Source organism: Microcoleus sp. B3-A4 (assembly GCF_036705385.1).
GTDB lineage: Bacteria > Cyanobacteriota > Cyanobacteriia > Cyanobacteriales > Microcoleaceae > Microcoleus.
In genome coordinates this window covers 26,514-46,663 of record NZ_JAUBUI010000053.1, presented here as the reverse complement: position 1 = coordinate 46,663, position 20,150 = coordinate 26,514, and the positions used below count along the sequence as shown (strand labels likewise).

Below are 20,150 nucleotides of genomic sequence, written 5' to 3'. Positions count from 1 at the left end.
AACGTGTTAAATTTAACTCCAATGCGGGTACTTAATGTTTCGTTACATAAATATAAATTTTCCCACCTCCCTACTTATATTGCCCACACCATTAAATGGGAGGGGGAAAAATTTGGCTAGCGTCGAGGCTGGGCCCACAACTTTTAGATACTCCAAAAAGTTGGTGTATCCAAAAAAGGGAGGGATGATATTGAAAGACCAATAATGAATGCCCAGTACCCAGCAGGCGGCAAAGCCTCTCATCATATCTAATTCTTTAAATCGATTATATTTCATAATTTAAAATATCCGTTAAACTCAAAGTTATAGCAAATGCCAGGATAGTTAGGATGCTACAGGATGTACTCGATCGCTTATAGGATTCGGCACTACTTTTGGTTTCTAGTATTATAACTATTTAACCGGGCATAATATACCCCTCTATCATAGCAACTTTTAGCCTGCACAAACTGCGTATTGTCTAATACCTACTGACTAATTAACTTCAACCGACGCTGAAGTTCCCCCGCAGCCGTAGCAATTGCCACCGCAAAAATCGGATGCAGCGGCTCGCTCTAGCGAACTTCTGCATAAGTGAGCGAATGAATCATAGCCAGAGACTAGCAACAGTGGCAAAAACTCCCGCCAGCGATGCCGCAAAACTATCATGCCCAAAGCAGCAAATACAGGCAAAATTCGTGACGCTAAAATGCCGACAATCCGTTGCGGCGAAAAGAATAGCCGCATTGCTTCTACATTAAACATAGCGTGATAAGGCTAGTCACTTATAGGGTTTCCCAACCAGAAAAAAACTGCCTTTTGCAAACAATACCAGAGATAGACAGCAGGCTCGTGGAGGATGGAAACGATCGCCCGTTTGGTAAAATAGCGATCGCCCTCAATTGTAAAAGCATTGTGTCCCCCATCCCGATCCGGAGTGAGTTCTTCCTGCCAAATCTTAACGATATGGCGTTTTGGCAGTTGTTCATAGGCCAAATGATAAAACTCTCGACTTCCTTGCCATAGCAGGGTAAAACAAGTCAGCGCCAAGACAATTATGCGGTCATTTCTTTGCTGCTGGGCTTCTGATATGTCAGGTGTCCTAAAAACTGACTAAGAAAATTTGATTGGCTCGATCCCCATTTTTTAGGTTGGGAATGTCAAAAATTATAACGCGACTCATCCCACATGGCTTAGCCGCTTTAGTAAAACTTTTAAAATACATAAAAGATCCGCATCATTTCTCAAAAGCCCCCGGATTTATCCCTTTGCAGGCTGATTGACGCGAGTAATACCCAATCCGGGATTTCTACCCCCTTTATTCTTTAGTCCGCTTGGAGTGGACTTCGTTTGTATAGTAGTGGTTTCAACCGCCGAGTCCAATTGGCGATTTTTAATGCGGATTGGGTATGATTCTCAAATCTAGAATATCAAATCGGCTGACTATGGACTATTCCCATGTAGCCGGATTATATATTATTTGCCGCCCGAGGTAAACGGAGCCATCGCTAATCTAACTCGACGGGCCATCGAGTTTGTTAGCTGTTGTAATAAAAAAGCATTAACTATACAAATTTCGATAATTAATATATAAAGTAAAATAGCACGACTAGCAGTCAAAAGTGAAGCTTCACCTCTGACAACCACAGTAAAAAATTTTGGTATAACAATTAACCCTATAAACTGGGTTAAATAGAGTTCATAGGATATCTGAGAAATCCATGTTAAAAATCTCGTTGTTAAGTCAGATAAATTTATTAAATTTCTACAAATATTAAATACAATTACAAAGATGCCAAATCCAATGAAAGCATCATAAAAAGAGATTCCAAAAGGTAATTTTACACCTAAAAATCTTATTTCATTTAAAAATTTGAAGGAACCCATAATACCCAATGTTTCAAAAATTATTGCTAGGGCTATTGTGGTTGGCTTAGTTAGGTAATTAATTAATAAAGTAGGATTACTTGCATACACCTTTGCCATTGCCATTCCTAAACAAAACTCAAATAACCTTGAAATTGCTAAATATCCAGGATAAGCGAGATTGCCTAATATTGGCCTAAATAGGTTAAATCCTAACACTAAAACTAAAAATGTATATGTTACTTTAATAAAAAAAGAAGTCCAAACAAACTGTAAAAGAGAAAATTTTTGTAAAAATTTAAATATCAAAAAGAAGCACAAATAAAATTGAAGTAGTGGAAGCATAAACCAAGAAAAAGGTATTGCTTTATCTAGGAAAATCAAGCTTTTCCACCATGCAAACCATCCAAAATTGCCATAAAATAAATCCGCTCTTAACCGAGGAATCATCAAACATACAGCTACAAGTATCCAGTAGGTAGGGTAGAGCCGGAAAAACTTTTTTTTCATAAAAGTGATCCAGCTTTCATCAGGTTTTAAAATTCTTGAATAAGCCAGTCCAAAACCACTGAGAATGAAAAAGATATGAACTCCCTGATATCCAAGCAAGAAAAATATATTCAGCAAATCAAAAACTATATTGCCCACACTATTAAATGGCAGGGGAAAAAACTTGGCAAGGGTCGAGGCTTGGCCCACTACATTGATATACTCCCAAAAGTTCCTGTATCCAAAAAATGGAGGCAGGATATTCCAGTACCAAAAATGAACTCCCACTACCCAGCAGGCAGCAAAGCCTCTCATCATATCTAATTCTTGAAATCGATTGGACTTCATAAATAAAAATATCTGTTTAACTCAAACTTATAGGAACAGCCAGGACGGTGAGGATGCCAAGCCTATGACTTACTCGCTCACTCCTAGGATTCGGGAATAATTCTAGTCTATGTCATAAGCGCCAGTCCTGTCTGTCGCGCGTGAAGAATACCCTCAAACCCTTGAAATCTCGAAGGCTGCGATCGTCAAATCTTCTTCTTTTAACAGGTGATTACCAATAAACTAGGTTTATTGCCGATCGCCAGCCTGTAGGATGAGGTAAAGCCGGTCGATCGCACCAATACGCTATGACGGCAGTGTACACCCACAAACTAAGAAATTTCAAGCGTTTGAGGGAGTTATAGGCCAGGCTCGGCATTGACGCCAGACAGGGCGGGTCATCAGCGTCAAGCCGATCGCATTTGCCACATAACCGCAGCGTGAACCATCCCTAAATTGCGCGCTGCGGTTATGCGGCGATGTTTTTTGATCGCGGATTATATCTAGTGTCAGAGAATTTTAGCGGACGATCGCCTTTTGTTCGCTGGTAACAAGAAAACATGGACGCCCAAGTTGCAGATAAAGCGAGTTTGGGCTTTATCGGGGCTGAAAGTTTGTTTAAGTCCCGTTAGGACAAAATGCTTTTATTAATTAATTAGACGATCGCCATTTAATAAAAACAATAAACCCTCAGCAATTGCCGAGGGTTTATTTCCAAAATCATACAAATTTTCCAACAAAAAATCTCGTAGATTATATTTGAGACTAACCCAGGTTATGTTTACGGAAATTATATACTTGTTTAGATCCACAAAACAGGCGCATCAAAAATACAATAATTAGACCCAAAGCCATACTCGTGAAGCAACCTAAAATATCGATGGATTTCTCTAGAGTAAGTTTTAAAGGAGTATAACAATGTTAGATATTGATGAGATGAGTTCAAAAGAAATACAAGAGCTTTTGCAGCAAGTAAGACACGCACATTTCGGCTGTGTATTTGAAGGGCATCCCTACGTTTTGCCAATGCACTATTATCTCGAAGATTCGCACATATACATTTTCACAACAGTCGGGATGAAAACGAAGTATATAGACACCAATCCAGAAGTCTGCTTGCAAGTGGAAGAAGTCCGCGATATGGAACACTGGCGCAGGGTTGTCGTGAACAGGCGAGCAGAACGCCTTACGCAGGAGGAAGACATCGATCGCGCGATGCAATTGGTCAAAGAACACAACCCCGCACTTTCACCCGCCATCAATCGCGCCTGGATTGACTCGCCGGGACGTGCGGAGGTAATTGCAATCTACCGCATTCACCCCAGCGAAATGAGCGGGCGCACGACGGAGGGCATCAGCAGTCGGTGAGCGTCGAGACATTGAGGTTGAGTAGAGAAATTAGGACTCACTTGAAACACGCTTTTTTAGGAAAATACTTAATTAAGACCTTCAATCTCAGTAAAAAACCCGGTTTCTGAGCGTCAGAGTGCGTTCAAGACTGAAATTACTAAAAAGCCCTCCCGGGAGAAAACCCTGCGCCACTGGAAAATAGTACCAAATATCAGCTCAAACAGCTTTGCTTGCCAAAAAATCTCTCATGTACCGATTCACTAACTGCGGCTCTTCCTGGTGTACCCAGTGGCTGCAATTGGGAAGGTACTGAATCTGAAAATCCCGCACGTAATCTGCGGTTCCATAGGTTAATTCTTTGCCGAGGGCGACATCTTTTTCTCCCCAAATCATCAGCGTCGGAACTTCCAGAACCCTCCAATTCTGGCGATCGAGAAATCCGCGAGCAATATTGCGGTAATAATTGATAGTAGCAGTCAGAGCGCCCCGTTTGGCAGCCGCATCTTTGTAAGCTTCGATATCTGAGGGGCTAAAGGTGCTTTTGTCAACTGCCATACCTTCCAAAGCAGCCGAAATTGCCTGATAGTCGCCCAACTGAATTAACAACTCCGGCAAAACTGGCAACTGAAACAAAAAGATGTACCAACTTCTCAGCAATTGCTGGGGAGTGCGTAACCCTTCAGCAAACTTGGCCGGATGCGGTAGATTCATCACAATTAATTTATCCACCATTTGGGGATAAGCATAAGCAAAATTCCAGGCGATCGCGCCTCCCCAGTCGTGACCAACTAAGACGCAACTTTCGTATCCCAAACCCTGAATAATGCCCTTGACATCTTGCACAAACTCTGCCATCACGTAAGCAGATTGATCGTGAGGTTTGTCGCTGTCATTGTAACCCCTGAGATCTACAGCGACTACTTTATAATCTGATGCAAATTCTGGGATTTGATGCCGCCAAGAATACCAAAATTCCGGAAATCCGTGCAGCATCAGCATCAGCGGCCCAGAACCTTGAGTGACATAGTGCAGTTTGATGCCGTTCGTAGCGATAAATTCGTGTTTCCAAGCAGCTTCTAGCACAGACATATTTGATGCTTCCTCTAGCTATCGAGATAGCCTAGCAGTTCTTCTCTTTAAGAGGAACCAACTTTAGGCATATCTAGCAATTCTCCCAGCACTTGTAAACTCTTCCTTTTCTTTTCCTTTGTGGAAGCGGCGTCCCGCCGGTAGTTCTTCGCGCCAAAAAATCCGTAGCTTGCGGGGCCCGACGCTATCGCCTGTTTCCCAAAAAGATTGCTATCTCTGTCAAAATAATAGTATAATGTCGCTGGCATCCAGACAACTGTTAAGCCAAAAATTACTCATTTTCGATCGCGCGAAAATCCCGAAGCGCAACAATTTGAGGTGTTGTGATGGTGCCAGTTTAATAATTAATATCTGGCGAGTGTACTAGGAATTAAAGGAGTTAATACTATGTCGGGCGATCGGCTGCAAAACATTGTTAACCGCTTGACAGATCGTCTAAAGCGCGATGTATTAGTTGAAAAATCCCTCTACGACATTCGAGAAGTTTTGCAGAGCGATCGCGCCGTACTGTACTATTTTTACAGACAGTGGCAAGGTCGAGTGACTTACGAGATGTTGAGTGCGATCGAGCTCTCAATCTTGGGTTCAACAGGGCCAGACGAATGTTTTAACGACGAATACGCTGCTTTGTACGAAGCCGGCAGAGTTAAAGCAATTGCAGATATTGAAGTAGAACCAATTAACCCATGCCACCGAGATTTTCTGCGTAGCCTGAAAGTTCGCGCCAATTTAGTTGTGCCTATTTTAACGAACAAAGGACTGTGGGGGCTGTTAATTGCTCATCAGTGCAGCGGGCCCCGCACTTGGTCGCGCTCGGACATTGAATTCATGCAAAGAGAAGCCCAAAATATGGCACTTTCTCCCACAATTCAAGATAGTTAATATCGCATCTACTATTAGTACATAATATACCAGGATTTCACCCTCGAATAATGTAACCGATCGCCCCCTTGGAGTATGAATCTCAGTGTTCAACCGTTTTCGAGTTGGGGTGCATTCTCTCGGCGATCGAAAATGACCAACCAACCGGAATCTTGTCCCCATCTAGCGAGATATCCATCTAACTGTTCCCAACCTTTGTCTCTAGCAAGAGTTGGCGGCAAGGAGTTTTCGGATGCTGGGGGAGCGAAACCCAAGAATGATATCTTGATGAGAGACGCCACGTTGAATCAGTTCTCGATCGATGTAGATTTCGGTACTGTTGTGTTGAATCCAGATTTTATTTTCAATGATATCGAGCTGCATGGCACACCCATAGATGCGATATTCGTCGCGCCATTCGTTGTGCATCACGAGATATCTATCGCGGGCCATATCGAAGATTAACTGAGCATTTTCGTCATTTTTAGAAAAGTCTTCGAGAAAGTCACAAACAATTTTGCGGTATTCGTTTAGTCTATCCATTGGTCGATCGCCTCACGAATTGGATTGTAAATAATTAGTCGGATTTCATAACGTTCGATGACAGTTTTTGCGGGTTCAAATCTGAGAAACATTTGGTAGGTATCGGTGGGTACTGCCAGATAAAGCATACGTTCTGGTTCGCTAGAGACTTCGATGGCAACGCGATAGTTGAGGAATTGACCGAGGGCGGTGTGGAATTCAGAAATGGTGGAGCCACCTGCGAAACTTTTGACTTCTACAGCTATTTTACGTCCTTCTTTTTCAGCGGCGATCGCTTCTTCGGCTGCAAGATCGATGTAGACATCAGCAACACCATAACGTAACTGGTAGGGATCGTGGGTAATCTTCCAGCCATCTTTTTGTAGGGCAATTTTGACTGTGTTGTGGAAGAGATCCTTTGCCATTTGTAGCTTTTACCCAAGGATTTACCTCGGACACTATGAACAACACGAGATGTTAATTTTATAAAAATTCACCAGGCTGGCTACAAATATTTACCAAGATTATAACCTAAATTCATTCCAGCTTTTGATGAATTCAGTAATAAACGCCCCAGCCGGATTATCGATAGCTTTTTCTAGCGCTGCTAGACTAGCGTCTGTACCAGCCTTTATAACTTTTTGTTTCAGTGTTGGGTTACTTTCGAGGTGTTTAACCACTTCCTTGGCCACTACCTTATCTCTTTCTGGTGTATCGCTAGGATAACTTGTTTCTAGCTGTTTGATTAATGCTTGAATTTCGCTTGCTGCTTCTACTAAGCTTTGAGGCTTTCCTGCGGCGTTGTAATTCCCCTGAATGTAATTACCTTGAATATGTCTGTTGAAAGTACCGCCACCTGTGTTAACAGTCCAATTTTCATTGTTATTCATCTTGATATCTCCTTAAGTTGTCATTACAATTTAAATTTGAAACCTGATTGATTAGTGAGCTACAGTCGCACACTTCTATCTACCAATTACTAAATCTTGCTTCGTCTATCTTCCCTTTTGCTTCATCGATTGCCAAGTCTTTGTCAAAATAGTGACCACTTTCATTACACATGGAACCCGTTATTTTGTAATACCACCAATCATCTTTGTCTGATTCCAAATAAATTGTATGTCCTTTATAATTAACTTTTGGTCCATAATCTTCTGATCCTTCATAACCTGAGTCAACTTCATACATTGGTATTTTTTGATTGAAGGGATGTTTGCTTATAATTAAACGTTTAACAAATTTTTCAAAAGCTTCACTGTCATCAGCCTTTTCATCAATATGAAACTTACCTTTAACGTAGGGCTTCTTTTGAGTCTCTTCGGCTAACTCTTTAGCCATTTGAGTTACTGCTTGCTCTGTACTATATCCTTGATTTTGCATTTTAGTTAGAATAAGTAGAAAATCATCAAGAATGGAAGTAATATTTTGGCTAATGTCTACACGCTTGTCCTGTATTTTTATATAATCACCTTGTATGTAATTACCTCCAATTACTCCATTATAGTTTCCGCCACCTGTGTTGATGTCATGATTTATAGTTGAATTATTTTTATCTTCTAAATCATATAGTTTATGATTATCTCTAACACCTCTTTGTCGCTTTAAGTATAGATAAAGACCAATTGTAAGCAGTATTATACCTATGATAATATTAACCACATCTTGGTTCTCAACTATTAATTGAAAAACTAATTGAGAAACTGGAATAATTAATGAGGCAGCTAAAATTAGGTATATACTCTTTTCAGTATTAGACAGCCTGTCTTTAAAGTGATGAAAAAGTTTTACTGAAATTTTTCTTAGATAGTTCATACTACCGGAATAGTATTTGTAATTTTAGTAATCGAGCAATCATACTAACTTCCCGTAGAAATGGATATAGTATAAATCATTGCTTATATGTGATTAATATCACTGAGCTCAATCACTAAGTGTGCTATGTAACGTAAAAACAAGGTCTTGCTATCAGCATATCACCTTCCCCATGTTGAATCAATCAACCGTTCCCTCAGTTAGATACAATAATATGTCAGCTATTTCGTGATTATTTTGGCCTTCACCAACCAGTTTTAATACCTCCCATTCGCGCTTACTCAACTTAGGGCGATAACTTCAACTAAAGGCGTGGCACTCACTTACAGCAATCCCACGCCATAATTTACCATTAACTAACAGCTACAGCCTCCCCTAAAGGATGCTGCTGCAAAACCGCTTGCAAATACTTCCCAGTATAAGACCTCTGATTTGCCGCCACCTCCTCCGGCGTCCCCGCCACAATAATTTCGCCGCCCTTATCTCCCCCTTCAGGCCCCAAATCGATCGCCCAATCGCAGCACCGAATCACATCTAAATTGTGTTCGATTACCAAAATAGAATTCCCTTTATCCACCAATCTTTGCAGCACATTTAACAAATGGTGAACATCATAAAACGACAAACCGGTTGTCGGTTCATCGATCAAATAAAGCGTCTTCCCAGTAGCGCGGCGCGACAGTTCCGTTGCCAATTTTACCCGCTGCGCTTCGCCCCCAGAAAGCGTCGGCGCCGGCTGTCCCAACTGAATGTAACCCAAACCAACATCAACCAAAGTTTGCAGTCGGGCGCCCGCCCTGGGAATATTTTTAAACATCTCCAAAGATTCCTCTACAGTCATGTTCAAAACATCAGAAATCGACTTGCCTTTGTACTTCACTTGCAGCGTTTCCCGGTTGTAGCGCGCACCCTTGCAAACCTCACACTGCACGTAAACATCCGGCAGAAAATTCATCGAAATCACGTTCACGCCTTGGCCGCCGCAAGCTTCGCACCTTCCCCCTTTCACATTAAAAGAAAACTGCCCCGCTTTGTAACCTCTTGCCTTCGCTTCAATGCTTTCGGCAAACAAATCGCGAATCACATCAAAGACTCCCGTATAAGTAGCGGGATTAGAGCGCGGAGTGCGGCCGATGGGAGATTGGTCAATTACAATTACCTTATCAACCACATCCTCTAGAGAGCGTTCCCCTTTAGTTTTGAGGGCGTCCATATCGGGTGGTAAAGGCACTTTTTTGGTGATATAGTGTTGCAGCGACGGGTACAGCAGTTCATTGATTAAAGTTGATTTTCCTGAACCGGAAACGCCTGTCACGCAGACGAGTTTTCCGAGGGGAATTTCCACATCGATATTTTTTAAATTGTTGCGCGTCGCATTTATGATTGAGAGAGCTTTGCCGTTGCCTTTTCTTCTTTCATTAGGGGTTTCAATTACTCGCTTTCCCGACAAATAAGCACCCGTCAAAGATTCCTCTGCCGTTAGCAAATTTTCTAAACTTCCTTGCGATATAATTTTGCCACCGTGAACGCCGGCGCCGGGCCCGATATCGACAATGTGGTCGGCCGCTCGCATGGTTTCTTCATCGTGTTCTACGACAATCAAAGTATTGCCTAAATCCCGCAATTTTGTTAAGGTTTGCAGCAGGCGAAAGTTGTCTCTTTGGTGCAGTCCGATGCTGGGTTCGTCCAAAACGTAGAGAACCCCCGTCAAACCCGAACCGATTTGAGTCGCTAGCCGAATTCGCTGGGCTTCTCCGCCAGAAAGCGTCATTGCTGCGCGGTCTAAAGTCAGGTAATCTAACCCGACATCGAGCAAAAATTGCAGCCTTGCTTTGATTTCTCTCAGGGCTAAATCGGATATTTGGAATTGCCGATCGCTCAATCCCAAATTATTTACTCGTTCGCGGCATTCGCGAATCGAAATACTGGTTAAATCTACAATTCCGTACTGTCCCAACCGCACCGAAAGCGCCTCGGGTTTCAAGCGTTTGCCCTGACAAACCTCGCAAGAGCGATCGACCCGATACTGTTCCAACTTCTGCTTGATCAAATCAGAACCAGTATCGTCGTACTGGCGCTGCAACATGGCAATCACGCCATTAAAATCTCTCCTCAAATCAGTGCTGCCCTCGCGCTTTTTACCTTCTGCGCTGCGCTTGGACTCATTGCCGTACAAAATTACCCGCTGGTGTTCGGGCTTTAATCGATACCAAGGAGTGTCGATATCAAACCCGCAAGTATCAGCAATACTGCAAAGCAAAGAGAGATAATAGGAATTGTCTTTGTCTGACCAAGGCGCGATCGCACAATAAAGAGGCGCTTTCTCGTCGGGAACTACCAACTCCGGCGCAAAAGTCCGCAAACTCCCCAAACCGTGGCAGTTCTGGCACGCGCCGTAAGGGGAATTAAAAGAAAATAACCGAGGGGAAAGTTCCTCCATTACCGCCCCGTGTTCGGGACAAGCAAAGTTTTCGGAAAATACGATCGGCCCCTGTGGTTCGGAATTTTCATCACTCGGTAACTCTTCAATTATCGCAATTCCCTCTGAATGGCGCAAACAAGTTGCCAGAGAATCAACTAAACGTTCTTCTAAACCGGGTTTTTTAATTAACCGATCGACAACTATCTCGATATTGTGCGTTAGATTTTTATCTAATTCGATATTTTCCGAAAGTTCTAAAATTTCTCCGTTAACTTTGACGCGAATAAATCCTTCCGCAGCTAAACTCGACAATAATTTGCGGTGAGTGCCTTTTTTTCCGCGCACAACTGGTGCCAGAAGATGAAAGCGAGTGCCGTCGGGAAGTGCCATAACTCGATCGCACATTTCATCAATTGTCTGCGGCGCAATGCAGCGATCGCAAACCGGACAGTGCGGTTCGCCGGCTCTGCCGTAGAGCAATCTGAGATAATCGTAAATTTCTGTAACAGTACCAACTGTCGATCGCGGGTTGTGAGAAGTTGACTTTTGGTCGATCGAAATAGCTGGACTCAAGCCTTCGATCGCGTCCACATCGGGTTTGTCCAACTGTCCCAAAAACTGGCGCGCGTAGGCGCTGAGAGACTCCACGTAGCGGCGCTGTCCCTCGGCAAAAATTGTATCGAAAGCGAGGGAAGACTTACCAGAACCGGAGACGCCAGTAAAAACGATCAGGCGATCGCGCGGCAGTTCCAGATCGATATTTTTCAGGTTGTGCTGTCTCGCACCGCGAACCCGAATCGTATTTTGGTTGTTAGAGTGAGAATTCGTCACATTATGCCCGTTGCGGGATGCACTTGGCTGGCTGTTTGAGGTTTCGGCGCGTTGGGACATGAGAGTAGTGCAAAACAGTGCTTAACCATCTTAGCGCTGCCGATCGAATAGCTGGCATCCAAACTCAAGAATATCCAAGAATTGTTAAATAAGTTTCCGTCGGCCCGTCGGGCAAAACCTTCAAACTTTGACGCTTCAAATCCACTTCAATTCCCAGCGCTTCCATCGGAATCACGCCTAAAAGTGGCATTTTCCCCTCGGACAATTCCAAACACTCAAAAGTCCCTTCGCGCCCGCACAGCGAAATCGAAGCATCCCCAAAAATCCTCGCCTCACTAATGCCCGTGGCTGTTTCCACAACTACTTGCTTGAGGATTTGCAAACCCAGTCTGGCAATGACATATTTAGGCAAACAGAAAGTAGTCGCGCCCGTATTCACCAAAACATTTTTTAGAGTAACAGACCTGACTTGCTCGATTGGAATCAGACCATCTTCCGCTTTCCCTTCATCCACCCGATTGGTAATTACTATGGTTGCGATCACTTTTCCCCTTGGGGTTTCCGTAGTTGTTTCCCTTACGTTCAAATTACCATAAATTCCTGTTTTAATTATAGCATATATTTCCACCGATTGTAGGCGATGCACTCCGCATTCTGCACCGCAGGCCTGACGAATAAATCTCGCTAAATCATCAAATTATTGCACCCCAATAAACTTGTGAGTTTGCAAAGATAGCCTGTAACTAGGATTTTGTTTCAGCAACTCCAAAATAATGGGAATCGCGGATTTTTGGGAGTTCCATTCTGGTTGCAAGAAAACCGGAATATTCACATTATTTTCCAAATGCTTGTGATAAAATTCAACTTCTTCGCCAGTGCTAATCACTAACTTAATTTCATTTGCTCTAGTCCAAAAAAGCTCTTGCACCGGATATTTAGGATTGACGTGCTCCTTCGGAGAAAGAGTAATCCAAGCCTGCGGGGAAACATCCTGCCAGCAAGCACCCGAAGTTTCAATACTCACCTGCTTGTCAGCTTCTGACAAAGCTTCAACTAACTCAGGCAAATCGCGGTGAATGAAAGGTTCGCCGCCAGTAATGACTACCCTCGGAGATTGCAATTGAGCGAGCAATTGTGCGATCGACTGCGGCACAGACGGCAAACCTTTGCCCCCATTTTCGTAACCCGTGTCACACCAAGGACACCGCACAGGGCAACCGGCCAATCTGATAAAATCAACTAAAGTGCCCGTCCAGTAGCCTTCGCCTTGAACAGTACATTGAAAAGTTTCGTGAATTGGTAATTTTAGTTGTAAATTAGACACCCGAAGTTACGCCTCAAATCAAAAAATTACGTTGTTTAAATAGAATATTCTTAAATTGTTATTCCTTCACGGTTTGCAGCAAATAAAAACAGTCCTGAACGCACAAACGGGGTTTCTGAAAATAAAATATCCCTTTTATCCCAGAAGCTTGACTCAGAAATCCGGTTTCTTCATAGCTTTTCTATAAGTCTTTAGAAATCCACCACAAACCGCAAATAACTCTTTAATTATCCTGTTCAGGTTCCATCATAGTAGCCCAGCGGCGTTTCAATGCCAAAGTCAGCCCGTCAGCAATGGGGACAACACTGAGAGTAACTCTGGGATCGTTACGCAATTTGTTGTTAAAAGTACGAATGGCGGTGGTACTTTCGTCTTGTACTTGAGGGTCAGCAACTCGTCCTGACCACAGAACATTGTCAATTACAATTAAACCCCCATTGCGTACAAGTTGGAGCGATCGCTCAAAATAAGCCTCATAATTTTCTTTATCGGCGTCGATGAAGGCAAAATCAAAGGTTCCAGCTTGTCCCTCGGCTATTAGTTTGTCGAGAGTATTTATTGCTGGGCCCAACTGCAAAGAAATCTTATTAGCAACGCCTGCAGCTTCCCAATACCGTCGCGCGATCGCAGTATATTCCTCGCTGACATCGCAGGCAATAATTTGACCGTCTGAAGGCAGCGCCAAAGCTACGCACAGCGAGCTATAACCAGTAAAAACGCCAATTTCTAAGGTTTTGGTCGCTCCCATAAGCTGCACCATGAGCTCCATAAACTGACCTTGTTCGGGAGCTATCTGCATCATACCCATAGGATGCTTAGCAGTTTCTTCCCGTAGTGAAGCGAGAATATCGGGTTCCCGCAGAGAAATAGATAACAGATAATCGTAAAGTTGATTTTCTAAGCCAAGAGTTGAGTTCGCCATAGGTTTGTCCTTGCTGCTGACTTTTGATTTGAGATTGTAGACGCGCAGTTAATGGAAATCGGAGACTGTAGAGTTAATTTTGGCACCTATTTTGCTGTGGCTGATGACAGGTTGCAGTAGCAGTGTCTCGGTTACACAGAGGCAACTTGCAAAACGCGCGCTCTACTTGCAAATCAGTTTATCTCAGCCACAGGTGATTTAGCACCTATGGAAAATAAAAATGGATAGAAGGGAGCGTTTTGAGATAGCTGGGTTGCTAGCAGCGTGTAACGCCGTTAGTGATAGCAGTTCAAAAAATGAATGCAACTCTACACAAGCTGCAAAGTCATACATAATAAGCTATTGCCATCTCAAATTTGAAATAAATCTCAAATGATATGAGTCGGGGAAAAAGTGACTTCATCCCGATCGCGAAGTAGACGAACTGCGAAAAACATAAGTATGTCATTGCCAGTTCAATGAAGCAATCCCAGAGGTTGTGATTCGTTTACATTTTGTTACACTGTCAAGTTTTTTTGTGTGGCTCTACTTAATCGCCAATAAGTAATTATTGAGGACTTACGCACTCCCAAACCAGCAAACCGTTTCATTTAACTATTAGGGATGCCTTCAAGCCCGTGTAGGTTCTTGGAACAAACCAGGCGTCTGGAAACCCTTGTCTCCCGGAGTATTACTCATCACTAATAAACAGGGTTCAATAGGACGATTTCTTAACTGTCACACCTTATGAATCCATACCTAAACAACCTACCGCAAATCTCAATTACCTTCCACGATTGAGGTAAAGCAAGTATTTGTGGGAAAAAATAGGTGGCTTGCAACCCTTGGCTTGCATTGTTACTCATAACTAATGAACCGGGATTAATAGGACGCTCACTTAACTGTCACAGTTTATTACTCCAGACCTAAAGCACCTACCCACAATCAAAACAACATTCCACCAAGGCATCGCTATGTACTACACTTTCGCAGGTTTTGGTGCCGTCACAGGCATATTTTTGCTGCTAGTTTTTGCCATTCTGCAATGGCTGCACGTTTCCGCCGGCAGTTTTATTGATTGGGTAATTGCCATTGCTATTTTTGAATGGCTGTTGCTGATAGTTACAGTTCCCTGGAATATCCATTTTGAAGCTAAAGAAGTTTTAGCGCAAGCCGCAGAATCGACTAAAAAAAACATTGCTGTCGATCGGGAACAACTCCAATACGTTACTGTATTAGTTAGCCGATCGCTCTTTGCGGCGATCGCACTTCACCTGTTTAGCGCGATCGCACTTTACGGCCTAGCCGCCGCCGGAATTAGTGCTATTGGCTATCTCAGTTCCGCTGCTGCACTGCTGTTAACTGTACTGCGTCCAGCTATCCGAGGTTATCAGTATTTAGCCCAACGCCTGACAACTATCCGCAGCCAATTTTTGCACCCCCGCGAAGATATTGTCGAACTCCGCAGCCGCTTTGGAAAGTTAGAATCTACAGTTAGAGAGTTGAGCAATCAATTAAGTTCAGACAATCCGAATTCGTGGGTGGCTGTCCAAAATCGGGAACGGGAAGCTATCAGAAGAGAAGTAACTACTTTATCCGCATCTCTACAATCTTTGCAAGCGACAAATCAGGCAGAACACACTAAACTGAGAAGAGATGCAGAAAGTGCGATCGCCCAACTCACCGATGACGGACAATTTCTCAACCATGTCCGCGAAATCATCCGCTTCTATAAAGAAGCATAAAAGAAGTCATTAGTGATTAGTCATTAGTGAGGAGCCATTTCTCATTAGTGATTAGTCATTAGTCCTTCTCCCAATTACCAATTCTCAAGTTCCAATTTGCAATTATCTATCTTTAGATAGATGTTAAATTCTCACTGAGTTTAAAAACCTTAAGGAAGAGAAAATTTTATCAGTCTTGAGGAAGACTCAATAAATATATTTTTAATATAGCAACCGCCCTGACGGTTAGGACGTTCTTAATGCTGAAACCCTTGCGGAAGATTGCTTTTTCCTTCTCTCCTAGATAACTAAAACCTTCTTCCTTCTTCCTTCTTCCTTCAATATCTGCTAGGACAGCAACTTCTTGCCAAGTATAACCAAAGATAGTTTGTGAATGAGCTAGCTTTGGATTAATATTTAAACATAAGCCAAAGACCTTTTTGAAAAGATAACTCAGGAATAAATCATGACTAATCGCCAACCAATACCCCCCAAAGAAGAAGTTAGCAAATCAACACCCGCCGACGAACAAATCGAAGGTAATATGGAAGCCCCCCACTACGACAGGGGCATTACTCCTGCGGAGACAGCAGCGCGGCAAGAACGCGAAGGCGCTAACTTCATGCACACAACCACCGAAGGGAAGCAGAAAAGTGCAAAAACTGATGACCAAACCGATGACGAAAGCATTCACACCACAGACGGTTATACAGTAGACAAAGAAGGTCTGGTTAACAATTACGCGATCGAACCGGAAATGTACATCAACGAACCGGGCGATTTGAGAGAAAAAGAGGAAGCTGAAGCAGCAGAACGCGCTCGAATTCTCGCAGAAGTCAAAGATAAAAAAGGCGAGGAAGGAAAACTGACAATGGATGCAGACACCCGCGGCAAAGGGCCGGGCATTATCTAGATTGTGTGGTTGGTAGTTGCATTTCAGCGCGCGAGGTTGCAACTGCAAACCCAAGGGGCGGGTTTTTATAGTTCCGGCAGTTATTGCTCGATATTTCCGGTACAACCCGCCCGTGTTGTGTTTTGCACGTCGTTTTTTTGAGTTGAGAAGTTACATCGTACATCTCTCAATTACCGTATCAATCGGCAAGTTTTCACACCCAGGTCAAAAAAGCCTTAAAATTCCTCAAGCTTTAACATTTTCTCTCAGCCAATTAAACTTAGCCTCAGCTAGCGCCAAATTTTCCAGGACGTTAGGATTGATATCCTCTCGTTCAAATTCGGGTTGATCTAATTCAATATTGCGACCGTATTCTATATGTCTTATCGTACCGCGCATCCTGTCTGCCAGACACAGTGAAATTCCATAATAAAACCGGGAAGCAAAGCCCATATCGTTTTGAAGTTTGATTACTAACTGCCGCCTAGGAATTGCCAGCAAGTGAGTTTCTTCGATCGCCTTCACCGTTGCCAAAGGAGGGCGAGCGTCAATGAAAGAGACTTCTCCCACCAATTCTCCGCTGGTTATTTTAGCGAGTTCTCTAGTCCCCTCAGCCTCGATTAAAACGCTCAAACTCCCCTTCAAAACAATGTAGAGCGCATCTATCTGTCTCCCTTCATGGATCAAAATCCCGCCTGGATCGAGAACTTCCTTTTTGCCTTTTTGGACGATCCAGTTGATATCGTCATTATTTAACTGGCTCAAAATAAAAAGTGCTTTTTTTCTGCTGCTGTCGGCCATAAGTTTTAGCTCTCGATCGCTTCTTCTTTCATATATAATTTAGATGGCGCGCGGTCGCAACTTCTTCCGAAGCAGTCCTCGCTCAATACAGTTTTTTTTATCCTGCCTAACTTCTTCGCAAAACCCATCTCAGGCAGGCTTGGCCCGTAGCAGATGAATCAGGCTGAATGATAATCTCTCAATACTAGCATTTGTTAAACAATCTTCTTTAACTCGATCGACCTTAGAAAACTCGTGTAAAATTCGCGTCTCAAAACCAATTGGGTTCACCCGCCCAGCTTGGCTGCGGGATGGGGCGCGGCAGACAACGCTCCGCGCCCAGTCTTGCTCACTAAATCGATCGCAAATCAGGATAGCCAGCCAACATATCGTCAGCGGTCAGAGTGTCCCCGTTGGCTTGAGGAGTCCACAGCACCTCAACCGCCAGCAACTGCTCACTCGATACTCCCCCAATCTGACGCAAAGCTTGGCGCAAATCTTCAGAGTTTTTCACGGCTGGCAATTGCAATTTGCCTTGAGTACCGACAATCACCGTCACCACAATAAATTCCCCGGGAGCTGAATTCACATCAGAAGCAACCAGCGCCCCATTTTCTTGCAAACCTGGCAGGATATTGCTGCTCCCTGCTTGCCGGAGCTGATTGTTATAATTCGAGAGCGTTTCTTCAGTAAATTTACTGCGTTCGGCCAAAGAAAGTTGATTAAACTTAGCTTCGGCTGCTTCTAAGCGAGTTTGCACAGATTCAGCGCCCGCGTAAACCCAGTATTCAGGATGCCGCAGCAGCGCCAGAGTAGATTCTTGCAGCACTTGAGCGCGACCTGTCGCTGTATCGGTATCCGCTTTTCGCGCTAGGGAGTCGAGTTCGGCTTGCAAACCGCGCGCCTCTGCTAGCAAACCAACTTGCAAGCGGGCTACAGATACGGTAGTAGTGGGGGCGCTGTTGCCCAGTTCGTCAGTTCCGCCCCCGGCGCGGCGGAAGCTTTGGACGAGGAAATTAGCGATCGAGATAAAAATCAAAATCGAGAACAGGCCGCCAAACCCGCCCCCAAAGCCAAAAAACGGCAGCAAGAACGGGAAACCGAAGCCGCCGCCAAAGCCGCCGCCCGGGTAGTAACCGCCTCCCGAAGGCGCGTAAGTGCGACTAGGAGACGAGTAACTGCGCGCCGGAGCACTAAAAGATCCGCCGCCGATGCGTCCTCCGCTGCGGGCCGCCAGAGCTCCGTCAGCGTTACCGAGGGCTAGCGTCAGTACCAGACCGATCGCGAATAGTGGTTTCAAAAGGGGTTTCATCTTTGAAATTAGTTGCTTGTACATAAGACCGTTACTATTCGATACATTTATAATTTACAGTCTATCCTCGCTTCTGGGCAGCCTGGTTATAGGTATGAAGCCAGCGAGATATCCGTACCAACCGATCCAAGAAGCACCGTTATGGCTGTGTCTGGGAACGGGAAAGGCTCGAAATGACTTGCATTCCTGACTACGAACAATGACCATCGCGGGTTTTACAGAAGTTTACTTATGTAAAGGGCGATCGGCCAACAATAAGCTCTAGACTTTTAAAGAAACGCCGCGAGTCCTAGAAAGCAGGGCTTTATCTACCGTAAAAAAAACATTATGTTTCCAACTCACCGCCCCCGCCGCCTCCGCAACCATCCCCAACTCCGCCGGATGGTACGGGAAAATATCTTGACAACGAGCGATTTAATTTACCCCCTATTTGCCGTACCGGGGGAAGCTTTTGCTAAAGAAGTCACATCGATGCCCGGAGTCTACCAGCTATCGGTAGACAAAATAGTAGAAGAAGCAAAAGAAGTCTACGACCTCGGCATTCCCGCGATTATTTTATTCGGCATTCCCGCAGACAAAGATACAGACGCGACAGGTGCTTGGCACGACTGCGGCATCGTCCAACAAGCGACGGAAGCAGTTAAAAAAGCCGTACCAGATTTAATCGTCATGGTCGATACTTGTCTGTGCGAATATACCAGTCACGGTCACTGCGGCTATTTGGAAGTCGGAGATCTAAGTGGCCGCGTCTTGAACGATCCGACACTAGAATTGCTCAAGAAAACCGCCGTTGCTCAAGCTAATGCCGGTGCAGATATTATCGCCCCTTCGGGCATGATGGACGGTTTTGTCGGAGCAATTCGCCAAGGATTGGACTCCGCTGGATTTGAAGATATTCCCATCATGTCTTACGCGGCAAAATACGCCTCAGCTTATTATGGCCCGTTCCGGGATGCGGCGGATTCTGCTCCACAATTTGGCGATCGGCGCACCTATCAAATGGACCCGGGAAACGGCCGCGAAGCTCTTAAAGAAATTGCTCTCGACATTGCCGAAGGCGCAGATATGCTCATGGTTAAACCCGCTTTAGCTTACATGGACATCATCTGGCGCGTGAAAGAAGCAACTAACCTGCCAGTTGCTGCTTACAACGTTTCTGGGGAATATGCGATGGTGAAAGCCGCCGCCCTCAACGGTTGGATAGATGAAGAAAGAGTAGTGATGGAAACTTTGACAGGATTCAAGCGTGCTGGTACTGATTTGATTTTGACTTATCACGCCAAAGACGCCGCCCGCTGGCTGAAAAACTGATTCACTCGATTTGAGATTAGACGTTAGAGAATTGACTCCACAGCACAATATTCGGGTGTTCCCGTGGAGTCAACACCTCTCTCGATCGATAGATGATTTTTGAGTCATTACGACATATATTAAGCTCTTACCTACGCATCAAGACTTTTAGAAACCGAGTTTTTGGTCAGAGCGGTGAGCTGTAACTACAAAAAAATTGGTTTCTCTGTAAGCGAACTCTAAACCCATACCAAATCAGTCCTTCGCCTCTAAAATCTCAACTCTCAAATGGTAGGAATTATAAGTTGGGAATTTTGAGTCAAAGACTTTTTTACAAAATTTATCCCAAAAAGTATTAATAATCACCGAAGCACAATCT

Annotated in this window: 24 protein-coding genes; 5 read left to right on the top strand and 19 right to left on the bottom strand. The window is 44.0% G+C overall.

The window, feature by feature from the left end; all coding sequences use genetic code 11:
• Positions 1-474: 474 nt before the first annotated feature.
• The 4 genes from QUB33_RS19865 to QUB33_RS19850 form a co-directional block, all read right to left on the bottom strand.
• A complete protein-coding gene (locus QUB33_RS19865) occupies positions 475-744 on the bottom strand; it encodes a hypothetical protein (RefSeq protein WP_333353054.1) in 270 nt (89 codons plus the stop codon).
• Positions 745-756: 12 nt separating this feature from the next.
• Positions 757-1,029 carry a hypothetical protein gene (locus tag QUB33_RS19860; RefSeq protein ID WP_333353051.1) on the bottom strand — a complete coding sequence of 91 codons (273 nt, stop codon included), beginning with the start codon at positions 1,027-1,029 and terminating at the stop codon, positions 757-759.
• 426 nt (positions 1,030-1,455) lie between these two features.
• The gene (locus QUB33_RS19855) at positions 1,456-2,682 is read right to left on the bottom strand and encodes an acyltransferase family protein (RefSeq protein WP_333353048.1); all 1,227 of its coding nucleotides are present in this window, start codon (positions 2,680-2,682) and stop codon (positions 1,456-1,458) included.
• A 211-nt stretch (positions 2,683-2,893) separates the two neighbouring features.
• Positions 2,894-3,040 (bottom strand): hypothetical protein, encoded by a 147-nt coding sequence (locus QUB33_RS19850; RefSeq protein WP_333353045.1) that lies wholly within the window; start codon positions 3,038-3,040, stop codon positions 2,894-2,896.
• Between the two features lie 539 nt (positions 3,041-3,579).
• Here QUB33_RS19850 and QUB33_RS19845 point away from each other — a divergent pair.
• On the top strand, positions 3,580-4,029 hold the full coding sequence (locus tag QUB33_RS19845) for a pyridoxamine 5'-phosphate oxidase family protein (protein ID WP_333353042.1): 450 nt from the start codon (positions 3,580-3,582) through the stop codon (positions 4,027-4,029).
• Between the two features lie 198 nt (positions 4,030-4,227).
• Here the strand turns inward: QUB33_RS19845 and QUB33_RS19840 are convergent, their stop codons facing one another.
• Together QUB33_RS19840 and QUB33_RS19835 are read right to left on the bottom strand one after the other, a co-directional pair.
• Positions 4,228-5,100, bottom strand: coding sequence for an alpha/beta hydrolase (locus QUB33_RS19840; protein WP_333353039.1), 873 nt, complete (start codon positions 5,098-5,100; stop codon positions 4,228-4,230).
• A 47-nt stretch (positions 5,101-5,147) separates the two neighbouring features.
• Complete coding sequence (locus tag QUB33_RS19835; RefSeq protein WP_333353036.1) at positions 5,148-5,348, bottom strand: hypothetical protein; 201 nt, start codon at positions 5,346-5,348, stop codon at positions 5,148-5,150.
• 139 nt (positions 5,349-5,487) lie between these two features.
• On the opposite strand from QUB33_RS19835, the gene QUB33_RS19830 reads away from it, so the two are divergent.
• A complete protein-coding gene (locus QUB33_RS19830) occupies positions 5,488-5,982 on the top strand; it encodes a GAF domain-containing protein (protein WP_333353031.1) in 495 nt (164 codons plus the stop codon).
• An 89-nt stretch (positions 5,983-6,071) separates the two neighbouring features.
• Here QUB33_RS19830 and QUB33_RS19825 read toward each other — a convergent pair whose 3' ends face one another.
• The 10 genes from QUB33_RS19825 to QUB33_RS19785 all read right to left on the bottom strand — a co-directional run bounded on the left by QUB33_RS19825 (position 6,072) and on the right by QUB33_RS19785 (position 13,794).
• Entirely contained in the window at positions 6,072-6,203 is a 132-nt protein-coding gene (locus QUB33_RS19825; RefSeq protein ID WP_333353028.1) for a hypothetical protein, read from the bottom strand.
• On the bottom strand, positions 6,184-6,504 hold the full coding sequence (locus QUB33_RS19820; RefSeq protein ID WP_333353024.1) for a XisI protein: 321 nt from the start codon (positions 6,502-6,504) through the stop codon (positions 6,184-6,186). The genes QUB33_RS19825 and QUB33_RS19820 overlap by 20 nt, the downstream gene beginning before the upstream one ends.
• Entirely contained in the window at positions 6,492-6,908 is a 417-nt protein-coding gene (locus tag QUB33_RS19815; RefSeq protein ID WP_333353020.1) for a XisH family protein, read from the bottom strand. The genes QUB33_RS19820 and QUB33_RS19815 overlap by 13 nt, the downstream gene beginning before the upstream one ends.
• Before the next feature lie 99 nt (positions 6,909-7,007).
• Positions 7,008-7,373 carry a hypothetical protein gene (locus tag QUB33_RS19810; protein ID WP_333353017.1) on the bottom strand — a complete coding sequence of 122 codons (366 nt, stop codon included), beginning with the start codon at positions 7,371-7,373 and terminating at the stop codon, positions 7,008-7,010.
• Between the two features lie 79 nt (positions 7,374-7,452).
• On the bottom strand, positions 7,453-8,295 hold the full coding sequence (locus QUB33_RS19805; RefSeq protein WP_333353014.1) for a hypothetical protein: 843 nt from the start codon (positions 8,293-8,295) through the stop codon (positions 7,453-7,455).
• Positions 8,296-8,475: 180 nt separating this feature from the next.
• Positions 8,476-8,580, bottom strand: a complete 105-nt coding sequence (locus QUB33_RS29705) for a LuxR C-terminal-related transcriptional regulator (protein WP_445299540.1) — start codon at positions 8,578-8,580, stop codon at positions 8,476-8,478.
• A gap of 67 nt (positions 8,581-8,647) precedes the next feature.
• Positions 8,648-11,608, bottom strand: coding sequence for an excinuclease ABC subunit UvrA (gene uvrA / locus QUB33_RS19800; RefSeq protein WP_333353011.1), 2,961 nt, complete (start codon positions 11,606-11,608; stop codon positions 8,648-8,650).
• A 64-nt stretch (positions 11,609-11,672) separates the two neighbouring features.
• The gene (locus tag QUB33_RS19795) at positions 11,673-12,092 is read right to left on the bottom strand and encodes an aspartyl protease (RefSeq protein ID WP_333353008.1); all 420 of its coding nucleotides are present in this window, start codon (positions 12,090-12,092) and stop codon (positions 11,673-11,675) included.
• Between the two features lie 153 nt (positions 12,093-12,245).
• Positions 12,246-12,872 carry a 7-carboxy-7-deazaguanine synthase QueE gene (locus QUB33_RS19790; protein WP_333353005.1) on the bottom strand — a complete coding sequence of 209 codons (627 nt, stop codon included), beginning with the start codon at positions 12,870-12,872 and terminating at the stop codon, positions 12,246-12,248.
• A 223-nt stretch (positions 12,873-13,095) separates the two neighbouring features.
• Complete coding sequence (locus QUB33_RS19785) at positions 13,096-13,794, bottom strand: class I SAM-dependent methyltransferase (protein ID WP_333353001.1); 699 nt, start codon at positions 13,792-13,794, stop codon at positions 13,096-13,098.
• Positions 13,795-14,747: 953 nt separating this feature from the next.
• Here QUB33_RS19785 and QUB33_RS19780 point away from each other — a divergent pair.
• Positions 14,748-15,518: a hypothetical protein gene (locus QUB33_RS19780; protein ID WP_333352998.1), complete on the top strand. Its 771-nt coding sequence runs from the start codon at positions 14,748-14,750 to the stop codon at positions 15,516-15,518.
• Between the two features lie 169 nt (positions 15,519-15,687).
• Here QUB33_RS19780 and QUB33_RS19775 read toward each other — a convergent pair whose 3' ends face one another.
• A complete protein-coding gene (locus QUB33_RS19775; RefSeq protein WP_333352995.1) occupies positions 15,688-15,978 on the bottom strand; it encodes a hypothetical protein in 291 nt (96 codons plus the stop codon).
• Here QUB33_RS19775 and QUB33_RS19770 point away from each other — a divergent pair.
• Complete coding sequence (locus QUB33_RS19770; protein ID WP_333352992.1) at positions 15,964-16,410, top strand: hypothetical protein; 447 nt, start codon at positions 15,964-15,966, stop codon at positions 16,408-16,410. The two genes, QUB33_RS19775 and QUB33_RS19770, sit on opposite strands and share 15 nt — an antisense overlap.
• 225 nt (positions 16,411-16,635) lie before the next feature.
• Here QUB33_RS19770 and QUB33_RS19765 read toward each other — a convergent pair whose 3' ends face one another.
• Positions 16,636-17,190: a cyclic nucleotide-binding domain-containing protein gene (locus QUB33_RS19765; protein ID WP_333352989.1), complete on the bottom strand. Its 555-nt coding sequence runs from the start codon at positions 17,188-17,190 to the stop codon at positions 16,636-16,638.
• A 331-nt stretch (positions 17,191-17,521) separates the two neighbouring features.
• The gene (locus tag QUB33_RS19760; protein ID WP_333352986.1) at positions 17,522-18,505 is read right to left on the bottom strand and encodes a DUF1517 domain-containing protein; all 984 of its coding nucleotides are present in this window, start codon (positions 18,503-18,505) and stop codon (positions 17,522-17,524) included.
• A gap of 303 nt (positions 18,506-18,808) precedes the next feature.
• Here QUB33_RS19760 and hemB point away from each other — a divergent pair, with 303 nt between their 5' ends.
• Positions 18,809-19,792, top strand: coding sequence for a porphobilinogen synthase (gene hemB, locus QUB33_RS19755; protein WP_333352983.1), 984 nt, complete (start codon positions 18,809-18,811; stop codon positions 19,790-19,792).
• The last annotated feature ends 358 nt before the right edge of the window (positions 19,793-20,150 follow it).

Coding starts and splice junctions, on each gene's coding strand:
- hemB (WP_333352983.1), top strand. CDS start 18,809: ATGTTTCCAACTCACCGCCCCCGCCGCCTCCGCAACCATCCCCAACTC.
- QUB33_RS19760 (WP_333352986.1), bottom strand. CDS start 18,505: ATGTACAAGCAACTAATTTCAAAGATGAAACCCCTTTTGAAACCACTA.
- QUB33_RS19810 (WP_333353017.1), bottom strand. CDS start 7,373: ATGAATAACAATGAAAATTGGACTGTTAACACAGGTGGCGGTACTTTC.
- uvrA (WP_333353011.1), bottom strand. CDS start 11,608: ATGTCCCAACGCGCCGAAACCTCAAACAGCCAGCCAAGTGCATCCCGC.
- QUB33_RS19820 (WP_333353024.1), bottom strand. CDS start 6,504: ATGGATAGACTAAACGAATACCGCAAAATTGTTTGTGACTTTCTCGAA.
- QUB33_RS19855 (WP_333353048.1), bottom strand. CDS start 2,682: ATGAAGTCCAATCGATTTCAAGAATTAGATATGATGAGAGGCTTTGCT.
- QUB33_RS19815 (WP_333353020.1), bottom strand. CDS start 6,908: ATGGCAAAGGATCTCTTCCACAACACAGTCAAAATTGCCCTACAAAAA.
- QUB33_RS19850 (WP_333353045.1), bottom strand. CDS start 3,040: ATGCCGAGCCTGGCCTATAACTCCCTCAAACGCTTGAAATTTCTTAGT.
- QUB33_RS19785 (WP_333353001.1), bottom strand. CDS start 13,794: ATGGCGAACTCAACTCTTGGCTTAGAAAATCAACTTTACGATTATCTG.
- QUB33_RS19770 (WP_333352992.1), top strand. CDS start 15,964: ATGACTAATCGCCAACCAATACCCCCCAAAGAAGAAGTTAGCAAATCA.
- QUB33_RS19865 (WP_333353054.1), bottom strand. CDS start 744: ATGTTTAATGTAGAAGCAATGCGGCTATTCTTTTCGCCGCAACGGATT.
- QUB33_RS19765 (WP_333352989.1), bottom strand. CDS start 17,190: ATGGCCGACAGCAGCAGAAAAAAAGCACTTTTTATTTTGAGCCAGTTA.
- QUB33_RS19840 (WP_333353039.1), bottom strand. CDS start 5,100: ATGTCTGTGCTAGAAGCTGCTTGGAAACACGAATTTATCGCTACGAAC.
- QUB33_RS19780 (WP_333352998.1), top strand. CDS start 14,748: ATGTACTACACTTTCGCAGGTTTTGGTGCCGTCACAGGCATATTTTTG.
- QUB33_RS19805 (WP_333353014.1), bottom strand. CDS start 8,295: ATGAACTATCTAAGAAAAATTTCAGTAAAACTTTTTCATCACTTTAAA.
- QUB33_RS19830 (WP_333353031.1), top strand. CDS start 5,488: ATGTCGGGCGATCGGCTGCAAAACATTGTTAACCGCTTGACAGATCGT.
- QUB33_RS19845 (WP_333353042.1), top strand. CDS start 3,580: ATGTTAGATATTGATGAGATGAGTTCAAAAGAAATACAAGAGCTTTTG.
- QUB33_RS19835 (WP_333353036.1), bottom strand. CDS start 5,348: ATGCCAGCGACATTATACTATTATTTTGACAGAGATAGCAATCTTTTT.